Source organism: Nocardia fusca NBRC 14340 (genome assembly GCF_001618425.1).
GTDB lineage: Bacteria > Actinomycetota > Actinomycetes > Mycobacteriales > Mycobacteriaceae > Nocardia > Nocardia fusca.
On sequence record NZ_BDCU01000042.1, the window covers coordinates 76,307 to 96,367 of the forward strand.

Sequence of the window (20,061 nt, forward strand, 5' to 3'; positions counted from 1 at the left end):
TTTGACCCTTCGCCCGCCTTCACCGGCAGTCCAGGAGGGCGCGCTGGTAGTGGGCTTCTCGGGGCTATCGGTGTGGTGATCGTGCCGGTCCGGCGCCGACGGGGGTGGCGCCGTCGGTCGAGCTCGTGGTGAATCAGGAGCCCGCTGGTCAATTCTGGTCCTGCTCGTCGGCGAGAGCTGTGCGCAGTGCCGGGCGCGCCCTGTCGAGAATGGCTTGTGCTGCTGCGGCTTCCAGGTGGAGGTCGGCGATGACGTCTGCCAGCGGCAGTCCGAAGGAGAAGTGGCGCATGACCACTTCTACAGCCAGTGCCAAGTCGGGTCCGTCGAATTCGGCCACGAGAGCTTCACGCACGGTCAGGCGTAAGGTCGCCTCGGCCAAATCGTCCGAGGAATCGGCCAGCTGAAACCCTCGACTCCCTTCGCGTGCGGGTGCGTCCACCGATAGTCCCGGCCCGCCTTGCAGTATTTGCAGCGCTTCCTGGACTCGGTGGGGATTCATCTCGAGTTCTGCCGCGATTTCTGGCACGTCGGGAGTACCGCCGGGGATACCGAGTCGCCGTGTGAGATACGAGTTCACCGTCACCACGGCACGTCGGGTCGTACTGTCGAGATTCGGATACTTGTCCTGGAAGAACGTGGCCAGGACTGTGCCGCGTGCTGTTACCGACGCGTGGCGATCGAACGATCCGAGCATAGGGTTGTGGGTTGCGACTGCTCGCCATATCGCGAGGTACACCTGTTGGGCGACGTCATCACGCTGTCCGGGGTCGGATCGTCGCGGGATGCTGCGGTCGATGAATTCCTTCAGTGTGTGCGATTGGCCCGAGTAACTGGTGTAGGGGTAGTTTTCGACGAGTTCCAGCTGGAGTCTGCGCTCGTCTGCGGAATCCGGCGCGGTGGCGATCAGCTCCCAGAACTTCTCCTCGAGGTCGGGGTCATCACGATGCGCGGCCCGGTCTCGGTAGAAGTATTCGAGGGCGGCACGGAACGTGTCGGTGGAGATACCGGTGGCGTCACGGATAGCCCGCAGATTCGCCAACGGTGGGTTTACCTGACCCGCTTCCCACCTGGCGATGGTTTCCCGGCTGACTTCGAGGTGCTCGGCGAATTCGGGCGGTGTCATGTCGTGGTGTTTGCGGATATCGGCGAGCCAGGTGCCGAGGGTGGGGTAGATGGTGGGGTCGTGGATGTGCGGTATGAGGGGTGGTAGTCGGTCGGGGAATCTGGCCGGGTCGTGATAGAAGTGCTGGTAGGCGGATTGCAGGGCGTTTTCCGGCACCAAGTTTTCGGCGAGCAGCGTGCGTAGCTGGTCGAGTGAGGGTTTGCGGCTGCCTGCTTCCCAGTAATCGATGGCTGTCCGTGTGAACCCGAAGAGCTGGGCGAATTCGGGCGGTGTCATGTCGTGGTGTTTGCGGATATCGGCGAGCCAGGTGCCGAGGGTGGGGTAGATGGTGGGGTCGTCGATGCAGGGTATGAGGGGTGGTAGTCCGTCGGGGAATTTCGCCGGGTCGTGGTAGAAGTGCTGGTAGGCGGGTTGCAGGAGGGTTTCCGTTACGACGTCTTTGTCGAGCAGGTTCCGCAGCTGGTCGAGTGAGGGTTTGCGGCTGCCTGCTTCCCAGTCATCGATGGTGGGCCGGCTGAGCCCGAGGCATTCGGCGAATTCGCGCGGTGTCATGTCGTGGTGTTTGCGGACGTCGGCGAGCCAGGTGCCGAGGGTGGGGTAGATGGTGGGGTTGTGGATCTGGGGTATGAGGGGTGGGAGTCCGTCGGGGAATTTCGCCGGGTCGTGGTAGAAGTGCTGGTAGGCGGATTGCAGGACGGTTTCCGCTACGACGTCTTTGTCGAGCATTGTTCGTGAGTGGTCGAGTGAAGGTTTGCTGCTGCCGATCTCCCACCTATCGATGGATGACGGGCTGACTTCGAGGATTTCGGCGAATTCGGCTCGGGTCATGTTGTGGTGTTTGCGGATATCGGCGAGCCAGGCGCCGAGGGTGGGGTAGATGGTGGGGTTGTGGATCTGGGGTATGAGCGGTGGGAGTCCGTCGGGGAACTTTGCCGGGTCGTGGTAGAAGTGCTGGTAGACGGATCGCAAGGCATCTTCTGCTACCAGGTCTTCGTCGAACATTGTTCGTAACTGCTCGATGGAAGGTTTGCGGCTGTCATTTTCCCATCTACTGATGGATGGCTTGTCGACTCCGAGACGCTCGGCGAATTCGAGTTGGGTCATGTTGTGGCTCTTACGAAGTGTGCGGAGCCAGTCGCCGAGTGAGGTTCCGTTGCCGCTGTTGCTCTGCGCGTCGTTGTTGTCGGATCGGTCATGGCCGTTATTGCGGTTACCGGCAACAGGTTCGGGTTCGGTGGTCGTCGTAGTAGGCCGGTCGGGGCCAGGGATGACATCGTCACCGTCGGCGGAATTGCCCGTCCCGGGGAGCGGCGTTGCGGGCAGGGGCGGTTCGGGGGTGTGCCAGGGGGTTACATCGGTGCGGGACCCGGTGGTCGCTGTTGTTTCGCCGCCGCCGGACGATGAGTTGTCCGGAGATGTGGCGCCTTCCTGTGGCGCTGGGTAGTGGCTGGTAGGGGCGCTGCCGGATCGAAAGTCTGGTTCGGCGAGAGCTGAGCGCAGCGCCGGGCGTGCTTTATCGAGAATGGCTTGGGCGGTGGTGATATCCAGGTCGAGGTCGGCGATGGCGTCGGCCAATGACCAACCGTAGGTGAAGTGGCGCATGACCAATTCTTCGGCCAGCGCCAGGCCGGGTCCCTCGAATTCCGTAGCGAGGGCTTCACGCACGGTCAGGCGCAAGGTCGCGTCGGCGATATCGTCCGAGGGATCGGCCGGCCATCCCGGACCCCCTTTGCCCGAGGGTGCGTCCACGGATAGTGCCGACCCCTGCTGCAGGATCTGCAGCGCCTCCTGCACACGGTCCGGGCTCAGCTTCAGTTCCGCCGCGATTTCGGGCACACCCGGAGTGCCGCCGGGGATACCGAGTTGCCGTGTGAGATACGCATTCACCCTCGACACGGCAAGCCGGCTCGTACCGTCGAGATCCGGATACTTGTCCTCGAAGTACGCCTCCAGTACTGCGCCGCGGGCCGTTGCCTGCGCGTGCCGAACGAACGGTCCGAGCATGGGGTTGTGGGTTACGACCGCTCGCCAGATCCTGAGATAAACTCGTTGGGCAATATCATTACGCTGTCCGATCTCGGTTTTCCCCAGGGTGTTGCGGTCGATGAATTCTTGCAGTGTGCATGATTCTCCCGAATAGGTGTACGGATAGTGTTCGACGATTTCCCGCTGGATTCTGCGCTCGTCCACGGAATTCGGCGCGGTGGCGATCAGCTCCCAGAACTTCTCCTGGATTTCGGGGGTATCGCGATCGGCGGCGGAGCGGTCCCGGTAGAAGTGCTCGACGGCGGTACGGAACGTGCCGGCGGGCACGCCGGTGGCATCACGAATAGTCCGCAGATTCTCCAACCAAGGGTTTCCCCGATCCGCTTCCCACCTGGCGATATTTTCCCGCCTGATCCCGAGGTGTTCGGCGAACTCGGTCTGGTTCATGCCTCGGTGTCTGCGGATGTCGGCCAGCCAGGTCCCGAGAGCGGGGTAGATGGTGGGGTTGTGGATCTGGGGTATGAGAGGTGGTAGCCCGTCTGGGAATTTTCTGGGGTCGTCGCAGAATTTCTGGTAGGCGGATTGCAGGGCACTTTCCGGCACGAGGTTTTTGTCGAGTAGCTTCCGTAGCTTCTCGAGCGAGGGGGCTTTTCTGGATGCTTCCCAATTCCTGATGGACGACTCCGGGACGCCGAGACGTTCGGCGAACTGCAGTTGGGTCATGTTGTGGCTCTTGCGAAGAGCACGGAGCCAGTCGCCGAATGTGGGTTCGTTGCCGTTGTCCTCCGCGTTGTGGTCGGTGTCGCTGTTGTCGGATCCGCCGCCGTCGTTGCTGCGATTGCCGGCACCGGGTTCAGCGGGCAGTCGAGCTCCGGCATCGACGTGAGCGCCGGGTTCGGTTGTGGTGGTTCTGCCGGAGACCGGGGTGAAATGGTCGCCGTCGGTGGAATTGCCGATCTCGGATCGCGGTGTTTCGTGCCGGGCTTTTCCGGGTGTGTGCCAGCGGGTGACGGTGGTGGGCGGCGCGGTAGCGCCGCGTGTGGTCACTACGGACGGGCCGGTGGTTGTGGTGGGTCGAGAGGGCTCGACGGCGTCGGCGGGTGCGGAGTGCGTCGGTTCCGGCCTCGGGTTGCCGGGGAGGAGGCGGCGGGTGTCGGGATGCCAGGGCGATGGGCCGTACTCCACCGGTCGAGGTCCGGGCCGGGTGGTTTGTTCCGCGGTATGTATCCACGGGATGCTCGGTTGCCTGTCGGATGGGCCGTCGGTCCAGGTGGGGGAGGGGGCGGCCGGGGTGCGTACTTCCGCATCGACGATATGGCCTGTGCCGACGGCGCTCGGTGCGGTGTCGGCGCTGACCGGGGTGTGGGCGCTTGTCGGGTCGGTGACGGTAGCCGGTGGGGTTGTCGTCGGCCCGGTGGATGCCGGGAAAGCGGTGCTCGTGTACGGGTCGCCGGGAGTGGGGGTGAGTGGGTACTGGGTGAGAGTCTGCGAGTGGTCGGCCCAGGAAACCCGCATGTCCTGGTCGGGGGGTGAGGTGATGAATGTATGGACGGTGGCATCGGTCCTAGTGGTGTGGACTGTCGTGGTGGGGTCGATGGTTACCGATCTACCGGTGCTCGAGACGAGATCGGCTCCGGGGGTGGGCACGATGGTGGACGCACGGCCGTGTCTCTGCGGTGGAAACGGCGTTGCCTCGGCCATGGTTTCGGGCGGGGATGACGCAACCGGGTGTGCCGCGGCGTGACCGTGCTCGGGATTCAGCGGTTGCCGGGCTCCCGGGGCATGGGGAGGAAGATCCGCCACTGCCCGGGCAGCCGACTCGCCGACCCCCGAGCGCCCGGCGGCGCCCACTGGGTCCACCGATGCGGCTACCGGCAGCAGACCGCGGACGGCAGCGAAAGAGGTATGTGCCGAGGTGGTTGCGGCGACACCAGGAAGGTCGGACATCCGCGGCCCGGCCGCGGTTCTGCCGGCGTGCACCGTGTGCGCGCCACCGGAAATCAACCCCTCCAGCACACCATTGACCACATTCATCCACATCTCGCTGCCCTGCGGCGCCGTCCACCGCCCCGCATACACGCTGGCCGCACCCGCCGCACCCACCGCGCCACCCACACCACCCGCCACACCCGACACCCCACCCGCGAACAACACCGCACCCGCGGTCCCCGCCCGGGTACCCGACCCGTGCAACCGTGCCATCACCGCATTCACCGGCCGCAGACAGAACACTCCCGCACCCGCCACACCACCCGCGACACCACCGGCTCCCGCGGTCACCACCGACTGCCAATCGATCTCTTCCCGCCGCCCCTGAACCTGCTGCCACACCTGCGCACCCCACGTGATCCCCCCACCGAGCCCTGCACCCAGCACCCCCGCACCCACCAACATCGCCGCCCGCGAACCCGCGAAACGCTCCCCCGACAACGTCAACAACTCCACCAACCGCATCAACGCCACCCGCCACCCCGCCCGCGCCGCCGCCCGATGCGCCGCCGCCGCCACCGGCGCACCCCCGGCCAGGAACATATCCGCCACCAATTCGGCCACCAGCACGAATGCCATACACCGCCACGTCACCTGACCCAGATCGATCCCCAACGCCCCCTCCGCGCACTGCTCGGCCACACTCTCGCAGAACTCCGCCTGCCGACGCTTGGCCACCACCAGCCCCGCCACCGACCGCTGCAACTCCGCACCCGCCGCACCACCGAACCGCCCCGGCACCGACGCCGCCACCGCATCCAGCCGATCCGCCTCCGCCGAACACGCCTGTTGCGCCGCGGACCACGCCGCCGCCCCCGCCCACATTTCGCCCGCGTTCCCCCGCGGATACGGCCCCATCACCTGCTCACACAGCATCAGAGGAAACCCCTCCGGGAAAGTGAGCACCTGATTCACCTCGACACGACCGCAGAGCCAAACCCCGGACCAAGGTTGGCACAACCGAGCCCGGCTACCCGGCCCTGAGAACTCCCTCACCTATCCCGCCCCTGCTGCGATCGCCGGGCCCGGGTAGCGAGCGTTCAAGGACTCGATCGCGTTGGTCGAGCAGATCACCCGCCGGATCTCGACGTCGTAGTCCAGGAACGGGATGAACTCTTCCCACGCGTTGTTCCAAAGCCGGATAATGGCCCCGTATTTCGAGCCCCACCGCTCGGTCGGCTCATCCAGTGCTGCTCGGGCGGCATCAGCGTTTACCGCGGTATAGATCGGTTTCACGTCCCGCTTCAACGCGTCCCAGTGCTGGCGGCCGGCCAGCCGGAAGGCGTTGCGGATCAAATGGATGATGCAGGTCTGGACCGTGGCCAGCGGCCACACGTTCCCCACCACCTCCGGCAGCACCCGAGAACCGGCCAACCCCCTGGCTCGGTGATGCCCAATGAGTTCGGGAAGAGGAGCTATGCAGCCGAGACCCTTGACCATCGGGGGACAAGACTGGCTCGTTCTGATCGACCCGGGCTGGCGTGGCGACACACCGCAGAGCACACCACCAGCGGAGGTGATGGTGGGCGGATGGACTGTGAACCCCGACCGAAAACTCGGCCCATTCGAGCCGAACCCCCGCTACCGCCCACTCCACAGCTCGACCCCGACCGACCCGATCGATGCGCTGGCGCGGCTCACCGCTGCAGGGGAAGACCACCGTGCCGACATCATCCGAATCCTCCGCGACACCGTCGTCCAGATCGGATGCGACCAAGACAACGAGCCAGTCGTCGTGTCGCCGGAAACCGGAGTGCCGTGCGTTCTCGTCGTGACTGCGGAGATCCACAAACAGGCGACCGTTTCACGTTGGTGGCCGATCGTGGGCAGTACGCTCGGCGACATCGTCCCTGCAGGGGTCGATGTTCTGTTCAACGCGGGAAGCGCCTATCGATTTCGCTTCACAAAAAGCGCGCTGTCCCAGAGCCATTGAACGAGGGACCACCCAGCCCGTCGCCAACACGCTCCGGACCCGGCCCACGGCCAGATCCGCGACTCTGTCTCTCGAGGGACGACAGCAAAATGTCGGTCGTGCGCGACAGGAAAGTGTCAGTTGGCTCTACTCACGATAGCCTGCGTGGTCTGCGAATACCACGGGATTTCCTGCGACCCTGAACGAAGTGTCAACTACTGACATCCCGTGTCGCCCGCTACTGACACAGCTGCCGCATACCCAGGTCAGGTCACTGACATTTTCGTGTCGTCTCTCACTCACCTGTCTCATTACCAAGGTTTTGAGAGCCCCTGCCGAGAGTTTCCGATGGACACCTCACCACAAGTGCAGGAAGCTCCGGACGTCGTCATACCCGTCAAGGGCCCGACCGTCCACGTCCGACGGGTCGGCCTCGGCACGCGCCGCCAGCGACTTCACGAGTGCGAGGGCGTCATCGCCGAGACGCCCGAAACGCCGAGCGGTGTGACCTAGGCACAGGCCGGCCAGCCCAAGCAACGGACTACCCGGCACAGCCCGTGTCCCCACCTGTATGCACCAGTGCTCGACGAACTCCATGTCGTCGTCGTTCAACGCGGTTCCGACCAGGACATCAGCAGCTTCCCCTTCGGCCGTACGGTCACGTAGAGCTCGCTCCAACGTCTCGACCACGACCTCGTGGGCCAGCGCGTCGGGGTTTTCGAAAGTCCGATGAGTATGCACCGCGTCAGAATAGGCGCGTGGGGACCTTCCGCTAGACGCCAACTGTTCATAAATCAATGTTTTCTTGAACGCCTAGCAGGTAATAATCGCTGTTCAACGATGTTAGCGCCGGCGATTATGTCGGTTTATAACCTTTTTATGGACATCGTCAGCTGTCTCGGGCGGGGCGGCCGGCGTCGATCCATTTCTGGTGGCGTTTGACGGCGCGGTCGTAGATGAAGGTGATCTCTTTTTCGGTGCGGCGGTTGAAGGCCAGGCCGATCATGTGTTGTGGGTCGTGGAAGGCGGTCCACATGGGGGAGTCGATGACCGAGAGCGGGGCGGGGCGTTCGGGTGGGTTGGGGGGCAGGGCAACCCAGGTGCCATCGATGGCGCGGCGGAAGGTTTCGCCGATGGCATAGACGAACCGCATCGCGATCTTGAGGTTGTCGGGGGAGAACATGTCGCGGTAGGTGGGGTAGCGCTGAAGGATTTGGTGTTCGGCGATGACGAGGCCCTCGCGGGTGTAGAGGTGGCCGTTGAGTTCTGGGACGTCGTAGTTGGTGAACTCGATGTCCATGGCCGCTTCCTGCATCCGCAGCCAGCCCTGGAAGCGTTCGTCGTGCTGGATCGCCTGGTATTCGGGGGTCTGTCTGATCGGGGTCTGCTTGTTGGCCGCCATCGGTTGCTTCCTCCCCGTGTCCGGGCTGTTGGTTCGCGTTATTTGTAGTGGTAGTTGACGGTGAACTGGTCTCCGTACTCGGCTTTGAGTCTGTCCAGTTCGGCTTGCTGGCTGGGCGAGACGGGTGCTTTGAGGTTGTAGGTGACCTTGTAGCCGAGGTCGAGTGCTTGTTCGTCCTTGACGAGCTGCTCGCCGTCGAGGCGGCCGCTCTTGTTCTCGACCAGTTCGTCGGGCACCCCGTTCTCGTCGTAGTGCACGAAATCGTATCGGCGCCCGTCCACGCCCTCGACGTGGCGTTGGGGGTGCCACCCGTCCTCGGTGGTGTAGCCGAGGATCTCGCCGACTTCTTGGTCCCATTCGGTGCCGTTGGACGTGTTCTCCATGAGCTGGTCGTACTTTTTGCTCCATTCCTCCATCGACAGGCAGCCGCTGGGGCGGGTGCCGCAGTCGGCGAGGTAGCGCTCCCAGGCCTCTTGCTTCCATTTCGGGAAGATGGGGCGGGTTTTGATCGCGCCGGTGTCGGGGTCGATCTCGAAGTTCGTCAGCGTTTTCGAGATCGTCTCTTCCATCAACGCCGAGATGTTGGCGGTGACGCGCAGGGTGGTCAGCGTGGTGCCGATGTTGCGGCTGGCGGTCTGCAGGGTCTCGATGAGCGTGCGGATCCGCCACCCGGTGGTGGTGACCCGGCCGGCGGTGACGCCCATCGACACCCAGTTCGAGCCGGTGGCGGTGACCACGGTGCCCGCGGCGCCGACCGCGAGGGTGACCGCCGCGGTCATGGTCAGCTCTTGGATCGCGGTGTTCATGTCGCGGCGCTGGGTGATGAGTTCCTGGCTGAACGTGGTCGCGGCACTGGCCAGGGTGGTGGCGTCTTCTTTGAGCATCCCGCCGGGGCCCAGGATGTTGGCGACGTATTCGTCGTAGAGCAGGTGCGCGTCGTGGGAGTCGCGGGCCCCGGGTTCGCGCCCGAACTTGCGGACCGCGTCGTTCTGTTCCCCGATGACGGTGGCCAGATCGCCGAGCAGGTCACCGACGATGTCGAGTTTGACGTCGTTGCCGTTGGGTAGGTCCTTGGCGATCGCGTCGGTCAGCCCGGGGATGTCGGTGATCAACGGCTCTGCGTTGGGGCCGATCGAGGTCGGCAGATTGCCCAGCAACACCCGCTGATCCACATACTGCGGGGGTGCGGTGGGCGGTGCCGGGAGCGCACCCTGGCGGCCGGCGGCGACCCATTCGGCGGCGATGAAGTTGACCCCGGCCGCATAGGCACGGTTGGCGATCGCCCCGAACGCATCGGCCAGCCGGCAGGCGTTGGGCAGGAACTGATTGAGTGCGGTGTCCCACTTCGCGCCCCACTCCTTGCCGACTTCCTCATCGCCGGCCATCCCCGAGCCCACCGACTCGATCTCCGGGGCGACCGCCTCGATCTTCTCCCGGATCAGTGCCGAGGCGGTATCGGCGGCGGCCGCGAACTCGAAATACGGGAACACCCCGTAGCTAGCCATCGCCATAACGCACCCCGCCCCTCACCACACACCCGCCACAGTTCAGCTGAACATTTTCGTGTTCGCTTCCAGCACCGCCTGATACGCCTCGCGCGCGGTCGTCAACCGTGCCCGCACCGCATCCAACGCCGCCACCGCTTCACCGGCGCGGCGCAGCCAATCGGTGTGGCCGGCCAGGTACGCGGCCGCGGTCGCGCCTTCCCACCGAGTCGGGGTGTCGTTCACCAGCGCCTCGATCGCGGTGAGCTGGTCGCGGCAGAACCCCACGAACCCGGACAGGCGCTGCTCGACGTTCTCGAGCATGTCCAGATCGACGTCATAGGAGGTGCCGGCCACCGGGTCACGGTCCTCACAGGTTCAGCGAGCTCGGCGCCTGACTGCCCAGCTCCTCGGAATTGTTGTCATCGACCCCGCCCAGCTCACCCACCACACTCGGGATATGGCCGACGATCTCGCGGGCATCGGTGAGCAACTGCTCGACCTGGTTGCGGACCTGCTGGAAGTGATCACGGAACCCGTCCGCCGCCACACCGGCCCACCCGCCGGAGATCAGTGCCTCGGCGTCGGTGACCACCGAACCCAGCCCGGACTCCAAAGCCTGATGGATCCCGTTCAACGAGTTCACCGCCGCCAGCACAGCACCAGCATCCAAAACAGTGTCATCGGCCGGCATCCCGTGTCCCCCTACCCAAAAACCAACCCGCCCATGGGCGGAGAAGAATCCGACCGTACCACGGTCGGATCAACCGCTCGAAGCAACGATTCTCCGGACGTCGCTCGGCGGAGCGACGGCTCTGGTTTCGTCTCACAACCAAGGTTTTGTGACGGCTTCCTCGCAGTGAATATTGGGTCCACCGGTACTCCGGGCCTCTGGGAGGGCGGCCGTTGGTTCGGGGCCGTGCTGCATTCGGTATCGGTCCGCGGGCGGCGGGTCTCTGGCAGGGTGTCCTTCCGTGGCCGATTTCGAGGATCCTGCGCTGATGTATTTGGTCGAGATCTCGCGCCCTGCAAGCGGTTACGGGGGCACGTGGTGGGCGACCAGTAATTACGGAACACCGGGCCAGGTCGTCGCGGCGTTGAGGGAGCTGGCCGACCGTGTGGCTCGTGACCATCGTGCGGCGGCGGCGACGCTGCGGTGTTGGTACAGCTATCTCGTGCAATGGTCCGACGGAATCATTCTGGACAGCTGCGACGGTGTCGGCCACCCCGATACCGCGGTCGCCGAACTGCGGCGGGTCGCGGCCGGCGTCGTCGCCGCGACCCGCCCGCGTTAGCAACCGTCGTTTCAGCGGCCCCGGCCGGGCTCAGCAGGCGGTACGCCTCGGTAAGTAGGCGCGCGGCCTGCTGTGGCAGGCCCGGCATCGAACAACTCGAGGACGGCGGACCGGAAGACACCGTCGCCGGAGCCGAAGCTGCATGCCACCTACGAGGCTTCCCGGGGCAAACCGCGCCCGACCGCGCTCGGATGGGTGGTCGGAGAGGCCACCCGTAGCCGTCGCCGCACCCGCAAAAGCACCGACGAGCACTGACCCGCACGATCCTCGCCGACCGAAGCGTCACAGCAGCGTCCAGCGCCACGGCGAGCCGCGAGCCGCCGGACTCCCGCGCGCGAAACACAGCCCGGGGGCAGGACACCACCAGGGTCGTCCGTAGTCAGCGCCGCTTGCGCCTACCGGACGAAGCTTTCGGCGGCGCAACCGCCGGGGTCTGAGCTGTAGGAATGTGCTTGTACCGCAGAACCATCGCCAACACGGCGAGGTAGGCGATGGCGGCTGCCGTATTCTCGTTCAATAAGCACCTATTTGTGAACAGGCGGTCGGCGAAGGGTATGCCCTTGGTCTTCGCGGCTCCGGTGTTGGCGGGGCGGCCGGTTTCACGGGCACGGCCGTCGAGGGGACCGCGGGAGTTTCAGGTTGATCGGTGGGGGTGTCCATGTTGGCGGCGGTCAACACGACCAGCAGGAAGATCACGCCGCCCAGGAGTGCCCCGAGGGCCCACAGGGTCGGCATGATCGAGGCACTGCGAGATCCGGGATAGTGCAGGGAGTGGCCGCTGCGCCGGCGCGGCGGGGGCCGGTCGGTGAAACGGATGGACGAACGCACATAGCTTCCACCCGGACGTCCCCTGCGAGCGTGCCCCCGCACAGTCTCGAACCCCATGAACGAAGTATGACCCGAAGGTCCGACACAACCAGCCCGATCCAGCTGACCGCGCTCGAGCGCATCGGTGAGACGGGCGATGTAGGCGTGAGGTGCTGGTGTTGTCCAGCATCTGGTCGATTCGCCGAGGGAGCTGTGTGCGCAGCGATCCGATTGCAGGCGTTGATCGCCGGATCGAGTCGCGAGCTGGGATGAACGAATAGAGCGACGAGAACCCTCAACCTGTTACCGCGCGGGAGAGGCGGACAAGTGGGGGATCATGCGAAACGGCCGGCTGGATCCCCGGCTGATCCAGCCGGCCGTTTCGGCGGATGGTCGACCCGCTGTCAGGCGAAAGCCGCGAACCCGTCGCCGATTTTCTTATCGGTTTCCAGCGCGCGGTGCAGCGCGTTCTCGACCGCGATGGCGAGCTGATCGAGCTTGTGGAGGGTGTCCTCGAGCTCGGTGTTCACCTTGCTGTGTGCCGCGATGAACCCGTCCTGCGCGCCCTGGCTCGCCATGGCGGCGAGGAAATTGTCCTTGGCGGTTCCGAGGGCATCGATCTCACCCTGGATCTTGCTGCCCTCGGTCTTCAGCGCGTCGAACAGCGCCTCCATCGTGGGCTTGTCGTACAGAATGTCGCTCATTGTCCCATTCCTTCTCGGTCGAGCAGATAGGTGAAAAGCCGCCGGGGCGGATCAGAGGCTGGTGTAGCCGCCGCCGGGGATGAAGGCGTCTTCGTCCATGCCCAGGATGGTCTGGGTGGCATCCTCGGTGGCCTTGGTCAGCTCGTCCAGCGTCTGGTTGAGCTTGTCGGACTCATCGCTCCACGCCTGCGAGGTGGTGACGAACGACGCGTTCGCGTCACCCTTCCAGCCCGCGCGAGCCGCATCGCCGGCCGAGTCGACGGCTCTGACCGAGAGCCGCAGATTCTCGATGGCCTGGTACATCTCGCCGGTCGCCTTCTTGACCAGTTCGTGGTCGAGATCAACACCCTGTGTTGCCATTATCAGGATCCTTTCGTGAGGTTGTATACATGCCGAGACCCAACGATCTCGAGCTGAGACAGTGGTCTAGGACATCCACCCTCCTCCCGGCAGCGAGTGTGCGAGGGCGGACACCGCCTCGGCGATCCGATGATCGGAACCCGAGGTGAAGGTCGACCAGACCTGCTGGTCCGGCGAGGTCCCGGGGCCGGCAACCAGCCGGCCGCGCTCGGTGTCGTACACCACGACCGCTCCTGCGGATCGATGGGTGACACCCTCGCCATGGGCGTAGCCGACGATTTCGGAATACGCGGTACAGGTGGACAGGGCAAGACCGAACTCGATCGCAGTACGTTCCTCGACACCCAGTTCATACAGCGCCTGGGTGTACTCACTGGAGTCGCCGGCGCCGTCGAGGCGCTCTCGGAGCGCCTCCGACGGCGCACTGAAACTCGTTGTCGCCGCAGGCGGGCAGGGCCCGAGCATGTCCAGCAGTGGGCGCGCCAAGGTCGCCCCCGTCCCATCGGCCCACGTAGTCCGCACGTCGAAGACGTCACCGACCCTGGTGGCCACCGCATGCCGATCGCCACGGCGGGCCAGGCACGCCCGCCGGACTCCCGCCCCGGTGTGGATCCGTGCCACCAGTTCACGGTCCGGCTGCGCCAGCACGTGCAGGGCCGCGGCCAGATCGGTGTCGACGTCGTCGTACCCGTCCACCAGGCCCGATCTGCGCAGCCCGGCCAGCGCCTCGTGCTGCGCGGCGGCCCAGGCGGTCGCCGAATCCTGCCGGGGCCCCACCGCGAGCACCAGCGGAAGAGTTTGCACATTCAGCAGGCCCGCAACGGCCAGCAGACCGTCATTGGTCAGTATCGTCATCGCGCCCCCTCGGCAAGGGCCGTGTCACGACGTCCCCGTTCCCGGGACCGGATGACAGGACGTCTCGGCGGCGCCCAGCACCGGTGGAGCCGCCTGGATGCCCGTGTCGATTTCCATCACCGCACCGGTTTCCTCGTCGATGACGCCGGCCCGGACGGCGCGATCGGCGCCGGCCAGGGCAGACGGCGGGGCCATCCCGGCGGGAACCATCCGTCCTGCCTCCGACGGCGCGGCCGCGGGTGAGGACTGCACCGGCACCGCCTCAGGTGCGGCAGCCACCAGCGGGGTGGATGCTCCGGTCCGATAGGGGGACAGGGGCCGGGGTACTCGGGGTATACCGAAACCCGCACCCATGGTTGCGGCCGGTACGGCACCGGATACCGGGGGTGCTGTACTACGCTCGGCTTCCCATGCCGTACTCGAGACGATTTCCGGTGGCTGCACATGCTGCCACGGCGCGGCCAACGACGCGGACGCCGATTCATAGCCGTGCATGACCCGGGCCGCGCTCGCCTTGGTGAGATCCTGCTCCGCGGCGGTATCGGCAACTGTCGCGACCAGCGGCGCGCCGAGCGCGGCCCCGACCTGTTCGAGACTGCGGGCCGCTGCTGTCAGGGCCGCGAGATCGTCCAGATGCGGCATTGCCAGACTGGCCACCTCGTACGCGACTGCCTGCCCACCGGCCAGCGAGGCGTTCCGGCCGGCGGCCGCGGCGGTGTCCGCCAGCCAGTGCCGCAGCGCCGCGAATCGGTCGATCGCGGGACCGCTCTCGGTCGATCGCCACGAATCCCGCATTCGGGCCATGATCTGGTCGTATTCGATCACTGCCGCGCCGAATACCGCGGCCAGCCGCGACCATGCGGCGCCGGCCTCGGCCATGGGCCGCACACCGGGACCGGTGGCCAGATCGTGCGCGAGTTTTTCCGCGGGGCGGGCCGCCCAGATCACACCCGTGAAACCGGGTATCGGTGGTTCGATCATCTTCTGCGCTCCGCCGCTAGACCGCTGTCCCGAAGCCGCCGGCATTGTCCTCGTCCATCCGGACCAGCTGATCGGTCTGCGAACGCAGGGCTGCGGCCAGTTTTCTGATCTCGTGGACACCGCGGGTGGTGGCATCGTCATAGGAGGTGGCCACTACTCGCAAGGTATCCGCCGCACTGACCGAAACCTCGTCCATACCGGCCGGTTCGACAGCCAATGCGGGCAGATTCACCCGAAGCGCATCCTCCAACCGTGCGGCCAGGGCGTCCAGTTCGGTACCGGCCCGCCGGACCTGAGGTGGATCGAATTCCATCCCGATCTCCTGTCAGAGGGTCAGTGGCTTGTCCGGCGAGTCGCCACTCACCGGTACGGACACACGCTCGGCCGTGCCGACAACCGGCAACGACGCTCCTTCCATAGGCCCGACGACCTCGTTGCCGTGCGCTGCGTTGACCAGATGGTCGCGCGTGCCGTCCGCTGTCGGGGCCTCCCCGCCCCTGGGCAGTCCGGCAGCGCCCAGACCTCCGCCCATCGGGATGGCTCCCCCGACGGCGCGGGTGGCGCTACTACTGGTCACGGAAGCCGTTGAGCTGCCGGGGGTTCCGGAGCCCGCACCAGGACTACCCGTAGCTCGTGCTCCCGGCCACGGTGCCAGCGGTTGCGCAGGCGTCCCCGCGATTCCACCGCTGCCTGCGAGAACGGCTCCGGGCAGGCCTGCACCACCGGGGCGGGCAATCGAATCCGCAGCGTCTCCGTCGGTGACCGGCTTCACCGGGTTCAGGGTTTCGTGTAGCCGGGCGGCGGATTGCGCTCCGGCGGACACCGCACCCACCACCGTCGGCACGATCTGCATCAGCTGCAAGACGATCTGCATCGGATCCACACCGACCGGCGCGTTCGTCACCGGTACTTTCTCGCCCGTCGCCATCATCTGCGCGCTTTCCACACTCAATTCGGTGCGGGTCTTCGCGGTTACCACGGTGGCTTCCGTCAGGGTTTCGGTGGTGGCCGCCAGCAGGAACAGCTGTCCGGCGCCGGTCATCAGGAACGGACCGGCGGCGGCGATGGAGGCCAGGTAGCGTGCCACGATCGCCGCCATCGTGGTGGCGCCGGTGAAGACAGATGCTGTCGCCGTCGCCGTGCCGGCTGCGGTCCCGGCGCTCTGACCTGCTATCGCCGCGCCGTCGCGTTGTGCTTCGGTGGACTTGTTCGCCGCCTCCGTCGCGGCCGTGCCCTGCCACAACGCCATCGCGGTCTGTGCCGCGGACGCGCCCACCTGTATCAGGGTCTGCAAGACGGAGGAGATCTGCGAAAACACCTGGGATGGATCAGGTTCCGTCCCGCCGGCGAACTGCCCGGTGCCGAAACTTCCGGCCAGATCGGTGATCGGCTTCGCGATCAGCGAGAGATCCAGGGCCGGGAGCGGCGGTAGTTCCGGTAGCGGAATCCGGTCGGGCAGCTGCGGCAGCGGCCCGAGACCCATATCCGCGAGAACAGCGTTGACGGGCCGGTCCAACGCGGGACCGGCCGCGCTCTTGCGTAGCAGTTCCAGCACGGTCTCGTCGATCGGTCCGCTCATACCGTTCTGCCGATCACGCCGAATGCGCTGGCCGAGGCCTCCTCGGTCGAATCGTAGGCCGCAGCGCCCTCATAGGAGGTCAACGCTGTCGCGGCATGTACGGCGGCCAGCTCGCCGACCGACCGGAGGTTGTTGGCCTGCGCATACGCGAATGCGGCCAGGAAGTCCTGACCGATCAGGCCGAACACCGGGATCGCTGCCGCGATGAGTGCGGCCTGGTTCACAGCTCCGGCCGTTGCCGTCTCCACTGCCAGAGCGGCCGAGGCATTGCCGAATTCACGCACGATATGGGAGTCCGCCACAAGATCAGTCATCTGAACGCCTAGGGGCCGAGGAATTTACATTCTCGTTGGTTAACGTATCCAGACCCGATAGCTACCGATAGCCGGGAACTTGCCTCTGATGGGAAGTCTCGCGCCGACGGGGACGGATTGTGACCTGGTCAGTGGCCGGAATCGTGCCCTGGCATCGACTCGGCGAGTTCGGTGTTGAAAGCATCGACCAGCTCGCCGCGCCGGATGATCGCGAGATGGGCGGCCCGCCGGGCGGTCGCCACCATCACCGACTCGAATTCGCTCGGCGATGATTTCGAGATAGCCGGTGCGAGAGCCAGATCGCACAGTGCGCCGTTGCCGTCGGCCTCGGCGGTCACGGTGCCGTCCGGTGAGGTTTCCCGCACCCGGATCCCGGCGAGCCGGTCCGCCAGGTCGTGCATCATGTTCAACTGGCGGTGCACCCGCGCCTCCAGCGCATCCATTGCCTCGCTCATATCCACCTCGGCCGGATCTGCGGTTCGAAATCTTGTTCCGATGCCGCGACAATTCGGCCGGCCCGATGCCGATTCGGAACGGAAGGCCCGTGCCCGTGGTCTCCACGGAGATCGACCCGCTTCTCGGCGCAGTTGTTGTCATGACACCTCGGTGACTCGCCGAAGGCGCACATCGTACGGCGGGCCGGGAGCGGCCCGGACCGATCCATCGCGCCCGGCGGGAACGGGGAACCCTATTCCCGGGTAAGTCCCGAGCCGGTTCCGCCATTGTCGATGATTCGTTCCCGCTTGTGGGAAATCCCCTTTCGGGGATGCTGAGAGTATTTGGCCCACCTGATGGGTGGTGACGCGGTCGGTAGGCAGGTCGAGCTGTGAGCGAGTGGGCAACGTGAGCGACAAGAATTCGGAACAGCCGGAGAGTGCGGAAGAGCAGGCGCCGGATATCGGATTCCGGCTCGCCTCGCCCGATGCGGGTGCCGAAGTCACCCCGCCCGGCGACACCACCCGTCCCGATGCCCGCGTCGAACCCGAGGTCAACGAACCCGCCGACCGTGCCGCTGCGCGCGAAATCGCCACGGCACTAGGCAATTCCGGACCGCCTGGCTGGCAAGAGTTGGACGCCGTGTTCGCGGTGACGACCACCGCGGTGTTCGCGGAGGTGCGGTATTCCGACGGCACACGTGCCCTGCGGGTCCAGCCCGCGCCGGAGGTACTGCAGCAGGTGCGCAGCCAGCGCGCCATGGTCGCCGAATCCGCCGATGGGCCCTGGTGGCGGTTGCTGGTGCGCGCGGATTCCGCAGGCGGACTCGATATCGATTACGACCTCGGTGACGAGCCGTTCCCGGAGGGGCAGCTTTTCGAGCCCGAGGCGTATCTGCTGGATCTCGACGAGTATCCGCGGGAATCGTTACCGGTCTGGCTGGCCGCCTATATCTCGCATGGTGACCGGCAGTCGCGGACCCCGCAGCAGGCGGCCCGGGCGGCCCGCGCCGACCGGGAAGCCGAAGTCTGGGCGGATGTGGCCGCCGGTGGTTTTCCGGCCTTTCCACAGATGTGGGCGCGCTGGGCGTGTCTGGCCGCGGGTTTCGTGGCGGCCCGATCGGAGTGGGGACCGCGGGTCATGCCCGCGATGGGCTGGTTCGAGAGTTCGCGCCGTGGCGGGTCGACGCTGTATTCGCTGCCCGGTGACCGGGCGGTGCTCTCCGGCGGGGTCTGGGACGCGCCGGCGCTGGACGCCACCTACAACGAAGACGCTCCGATGCCGGAATTCTTCGCCGGCGCACCCGACTGGGTGGCCGATCCGGTGTTGAATCCGCGTGCCGGGACCGGGTTGCTGTCGTTCGTCTACTGGTGGGAGGCCGGTCGCTGGTATCGCGGGGACTCCCCGGATGCCGAGGCCTGCGCCACCGCGGTGCCCGGGGTGTGGACTGCGGATACCGTGGCCGGGCTGCTGGCCGGGCTGGCGGCGACACCGCCCACGGCGCAGGGCCGGGCCGCGGCGGCCGAACTCGTCGCGGCGGCCGAACTCGGACTCGCCACACGTGACACCGTGACCGCCCTGTTCGACGAGGACACCTTCGATATCGACGGAGCGGTCTATCAGCTGAACACGGCCGGCGTGCTGACCTCGCTGCCGGTGGCGATGCCGGAGAGCGAAGCGGTGCACCGGGTGCGGACCTATATCGAGAGCCGGGGTCTGGATACCACCGGATATCCCCTGGACGAGCTGGTCGGGGAACGGATCAGCTGCGGATGGATGGTCTATGTGCCGGTTCCGCAGGGGGAGATGGCGATCGGGCGCGCGATTTTCTATGTTGCCGATGACGGGGTGCTGGAGCATTCCTCTTCGTCGGTGGCGCCGGCGGTGTTCGCGGGCGAGTTCGAACAGCGTTTCCACGCGCGACGCAAGGTTTCGGTGTGAGTGCACGGACGTGTGCCGTGGGCGGATGGTGAGGATCGGTGATGGCGAAGAGGATCGAAGTCGACCCGGCGTTGCTCGGGGATGCGGCGAAGCTGGTTGCCGAGATCGGCGATAACCTCGCGGCTGCGCGGGACAAGGCGAACAAGATTTTGGACAATACCGAAATAGCCTGCGGTAACGACCATTTCGGTGAAGAGTTCGCGGGTGGACCTCGGGGTTTCCGGAGTCAGGGGGAGGCGGCCGAGGACAAGACGGGCCGGATGTCGGAGATCGTTGCCGGGATCGCCGACGATATGGGGGTCGGGAGCGGTGCGGCACAGGCGCATATCGATACGGACGAAATGTCGAGTAGGCAGTTCGGATGGTAGCGGTGATATCCGGCGACTTTTCGGAGGAAGCGGCTGCGGCGTATGAGAGTTTGCAGCGGCAGATGGGGTTGATCGCCGAGGCGCAGCGGCAGCGGGTGAAGTTGACCGCGTCGGCGTCGGTGCGGGACGGCCGGGTGACGGCTACCGTCAATGCCGATGGGTTGCTGATCGAGACGGTGTTCGCCGACGATATCGATGAGTTGAGTTATGCGGAGATCGCGGCGGCGGTGACCGAGGCGACGCAGCAGGCGGCGGCCGAGGTTGCCCAGAAGAGTGCGGAATTGGTCGCTCCACTGCGGGAGGAGCGGGCGCGGCGGCCGAAGCTGTCGGAAATGATTCCCGGACTGGCCGATGTGGAGGCGATGATGCCGGTGGCGCCGCCGGTACCGACTGTTGTTCCGGACCCGGAGGATGCCGAGGTGGCGGCCGACCCGGTGCTCGAGTTCGAGAATGTGGAAGAGGTCGATCGGGCCGCGGGCCGTGGACGGAGTAATCCTCCGGTTTCCGGTTCCACGTGGTGATCTAG

Annotated in this window: 19 protein-coding genes and 1 pseudogene; 5 read left to right on the top strand and 15 right to left on the bottom strand. The window is 65.9% G+C overall.

Annotation, left to right across the window (positions count from 1 at the left end):
• Positions 1-148 precede the first annotated feature (148 nt).
• Positions 149-6,004 (bottom strand): helix-turn-helix domain-containing protein, encoded by a 5,856-nt coding sequence (locus NF4_RS27140; protein WP_157120629.1) that lies wholly within the window; start codon positions 6,002-6,004, stop codon positions 149-151.
• Between the two features lie 99 nt (positions 6,005-6,103).
• Positions 6,104-6,466: pseudogene (locus NF4_RS27145) on the bottom strand (transposase); the annotation flags it as partial.
• Positions 6,467-6,530: 64 nt separating this feature from the next.
• Between NF4_RS27145 and NF4_RS27150 the strand changes: the two are divergent.
• On the top strand, positions 6,531-7,031 hold the full coding sequence (locus NF4_RS27150; RefSeq protein ID WP_063130234.1) for a type VII secretion system-associated protein: 501 nt from the start codon (positions 6,531-6,533) through the stop codon (positions 7,029-7,031).
• Between the two features lie 336 nt (positions 7,032-7,367).
• Here the strand turns inward: NF4_RS27150 and NF4_RS27155 are convergent, their stop codons facing one another.
• The 5 genes from NF4_RS27155 to NF4_RS27175 all read right to left on the bottom strand — a co-directional run bounded on the left by NF4_RS27155 (position 7,368) and on the right by NF4_RS27175 (position 10,569).
• Positions 7,368-7,751, bottom strand: coding sequence for a hypothetical protein (locus tag NF4_RS27155; protein ID WP_063814727.1), 384 nt, complete (start codon positions 7,749-7,751; stop codon positions 7,368-7,370).
• A 148-nt stretch (positions 7,752-7,899) separates the two neighbouring features.
• On the bottom strand, positions 7,900-8,412 hold the full coding sequence (locus NF4_RS27160) for a hypothetical protein (protein ID WP_063130236.1): 513 nt from the start codon (positions 8,410-8,412) through the stop codon (positions 7,900-7,902).
• 38 nt (positions 8,413-8,450) lie between these two features.
• The gene (locus NF4_RS27165; RefSeq protein ID WP_157120631.1) at positions 8,451-9,923 is read right to left on the bottom strand and encodes a hypothetical protein; all 1,473 of its coding nucleotides are present in this window, start codon (positions 9,921-9,923) and stop codon (positions 8,451-8,453) included.
• A 36-nt stretch (positions 9,924-9,959) separates the two neighbouring features.
• Entirely contained in the window at positions 9,960-10,253 is a 294-nt protein-coding gene (locus tag NF4_RS27170) for a WXG100 family type VII secretion target (RefSeq protein WP_063130238.1), read from the bottom strand.
• A gap of 13 nt (positions 10,254-10,266) precedes the next feature.
• On the bottom strand, positions 10,267-10,569 hold the full coding sequence (locus NF4_RS27175) for a WXG100 family type VII secretion target (protein ID WP_198165501.1): 303 nt from the start codon (positions 10,567-10,569) through the stop codon (positions 10,267-10,269).
• Positions 10,570-10,870: 301 nt separating this feature from the next.
• On the opposite strand from NF4_RS27175, the gene NF4_RS27180 reads away from it, so the two are divergent.
• Positions 10,871-11,191: a hypothetical protein gene (locus NF4_RS27180; RefSeq protein ID WP_063130240.1), complete on the top strand. Its 321-nt coding sequence runs from the start codon at positions 10,871-10,873 to the stop codon at positions 11,189-11,191.
• Positions 11,192-12,402: 1,211 nt separating this feature from the next.
• Here the strand turns inward: NF4_RS27180 and NF4_RS27185 are convergent.
• The 8 genes from NF4_RS27185 to NF4_RS27220 all read right to left on the bottom strand — a co-directional run bounded on the left by NF4_RS27185 (position 12,403) and on the right by NF4_RS27220 (position 17,246).
• On the bottom strand, positions 12,403-12,702 hold the full coding sequence (locus tag NF4_RS27185; protein WP_063130241.1) for a hypothetical protein: 300 nt from the start codon (positions 12,700-12,702) through the stop codon (positions 12,403-12,405).
• Between the two features lie 51 nt (positions 12,703-12,753).
• A complete protein-coding gene (locus NF4_RS27190) occupies positions 12,754-13,062 on the bottom strand; it encodes a WXG100 family type VII secretion target (protein WP_063130242.1) in 309 nt (102 codons plus the stop codon).
• Positions 13,063-13,128: 66 nt separating this feature from the next.
• Entirely contained in the window at positions 13,129-13,917 is a 789-nt protein-coding gene (locus NF4_RS27195) for an ESX secretion-associated protein EspG (protein ID WP_063130243.1), read from the bottom strand.
• Between the two features lie 24 nt (positions 13,918-13,941).
• Positions 13,942-14,898: a PPE domain-containing protein gene (locus NF4_RS27200; RefSeq protein WP_063130244.1), complete on the bottom strand. Its 957-nt coding sequence runs from the start codon at positions 14,896-14,898 to the stop codon at positions 13,942-13,944.
• Between the two features lie 16 nt (positions 14,899-14,914).
• Complete coding sequence (locus tag NF4_RS27205; protein WP_063130245.1) at positions 14,915-15,211, bottom strand: PE family protein; 297 nt, start codon at positions 15,209-15,211, stop codon at positions 14,915-14,917.
• Between the two features lie 12 nt (positions 15,212-15,223).
• Positions 15,224-16,477 (bottom strand): hypothetical protein, encoded by a 1,254-nt coding sequence (locus tag NF4_RS27210; protein WP_063130246.1) that lies wholly within the window; start codon positions 16,475-16,477, stop codon positions 15,224-15,226.
• Positions 16,474-16,791: a hypothetical protein gene (locus NF4_RS27215; protein ID WP_063130247.1), complete on the bottom strand. Its 318-nt coding sequence runs from the start codon at positions 16,789-16,791 to the stop codon at positions 16,474-16,476. Before NF4_RS27215 ends, NF4_RS27210 begins: the two co-directional genes overlap by 4 nt.
• Positions 16,792-16,919: 128 nt before the next feature.
• Entirely contained in the window at positions 16,920-17,246 is a 327-nt protein-coding gene (locus NF4_RS27220) for a YbaB/EbfC family nucleoid-associated protein (protein WP_063130283.1), read from the bottom strand.
• 388 nt (positions 17,247-17,634) lie between these two features.
• Between NF4_RS27220 and NF4_RS27225 the strand changes: the two genes are divergently transcribed.
• Genes NF4_RS27225 through NF4_RS27235 form a run of 3 tightly spaced genes read left to right on the top strand, consistent with a single transcriptional unit; the run spans position 17,635 to position 20,056 of the window.
• Positions 17,635-19,167, top strand: a complete 1,533-nt coding sequence (locus NF4_RS27225; protein WP_232330667.1) for a hypothetical protein — start codon at positions 17,635-17,637, stop codon at positions 19,165-19,167.
• A 41-nt stretch (positions 19,168-19,208) separates the two neighbouring features.
• The gene (locus NF4_RS27230; protein WP_063130248.1) at positions 19,209-19,535 is read left to right on the top strand and encodes a hypothetical protein; all 327 of its coding nucleotides are present in this window, start codon (positions 19,209-19,211) and stop codon (positions 19,533-19,535) included.
• Positions 19,529-20,056 carry a YbaB/EbfC family nucleoid-associated protein gene (locus tag NF4_RS27235; protein ID WP_063130249.1) on the top strand — a complete coding sequence of 176 codons (528 nt, stop codon included), beginning with the start codon at positions 19,529-19,531 and terminating at the stop codon, positions 20,054-20,056. Before NF4_RS27230 ends, NF4_RS27235 begins: the two co-directional genes overlap by 7 nt.
• The last annotated feature ends 5 nt before the right edge of the window (positions 20,057-20,061 follow it).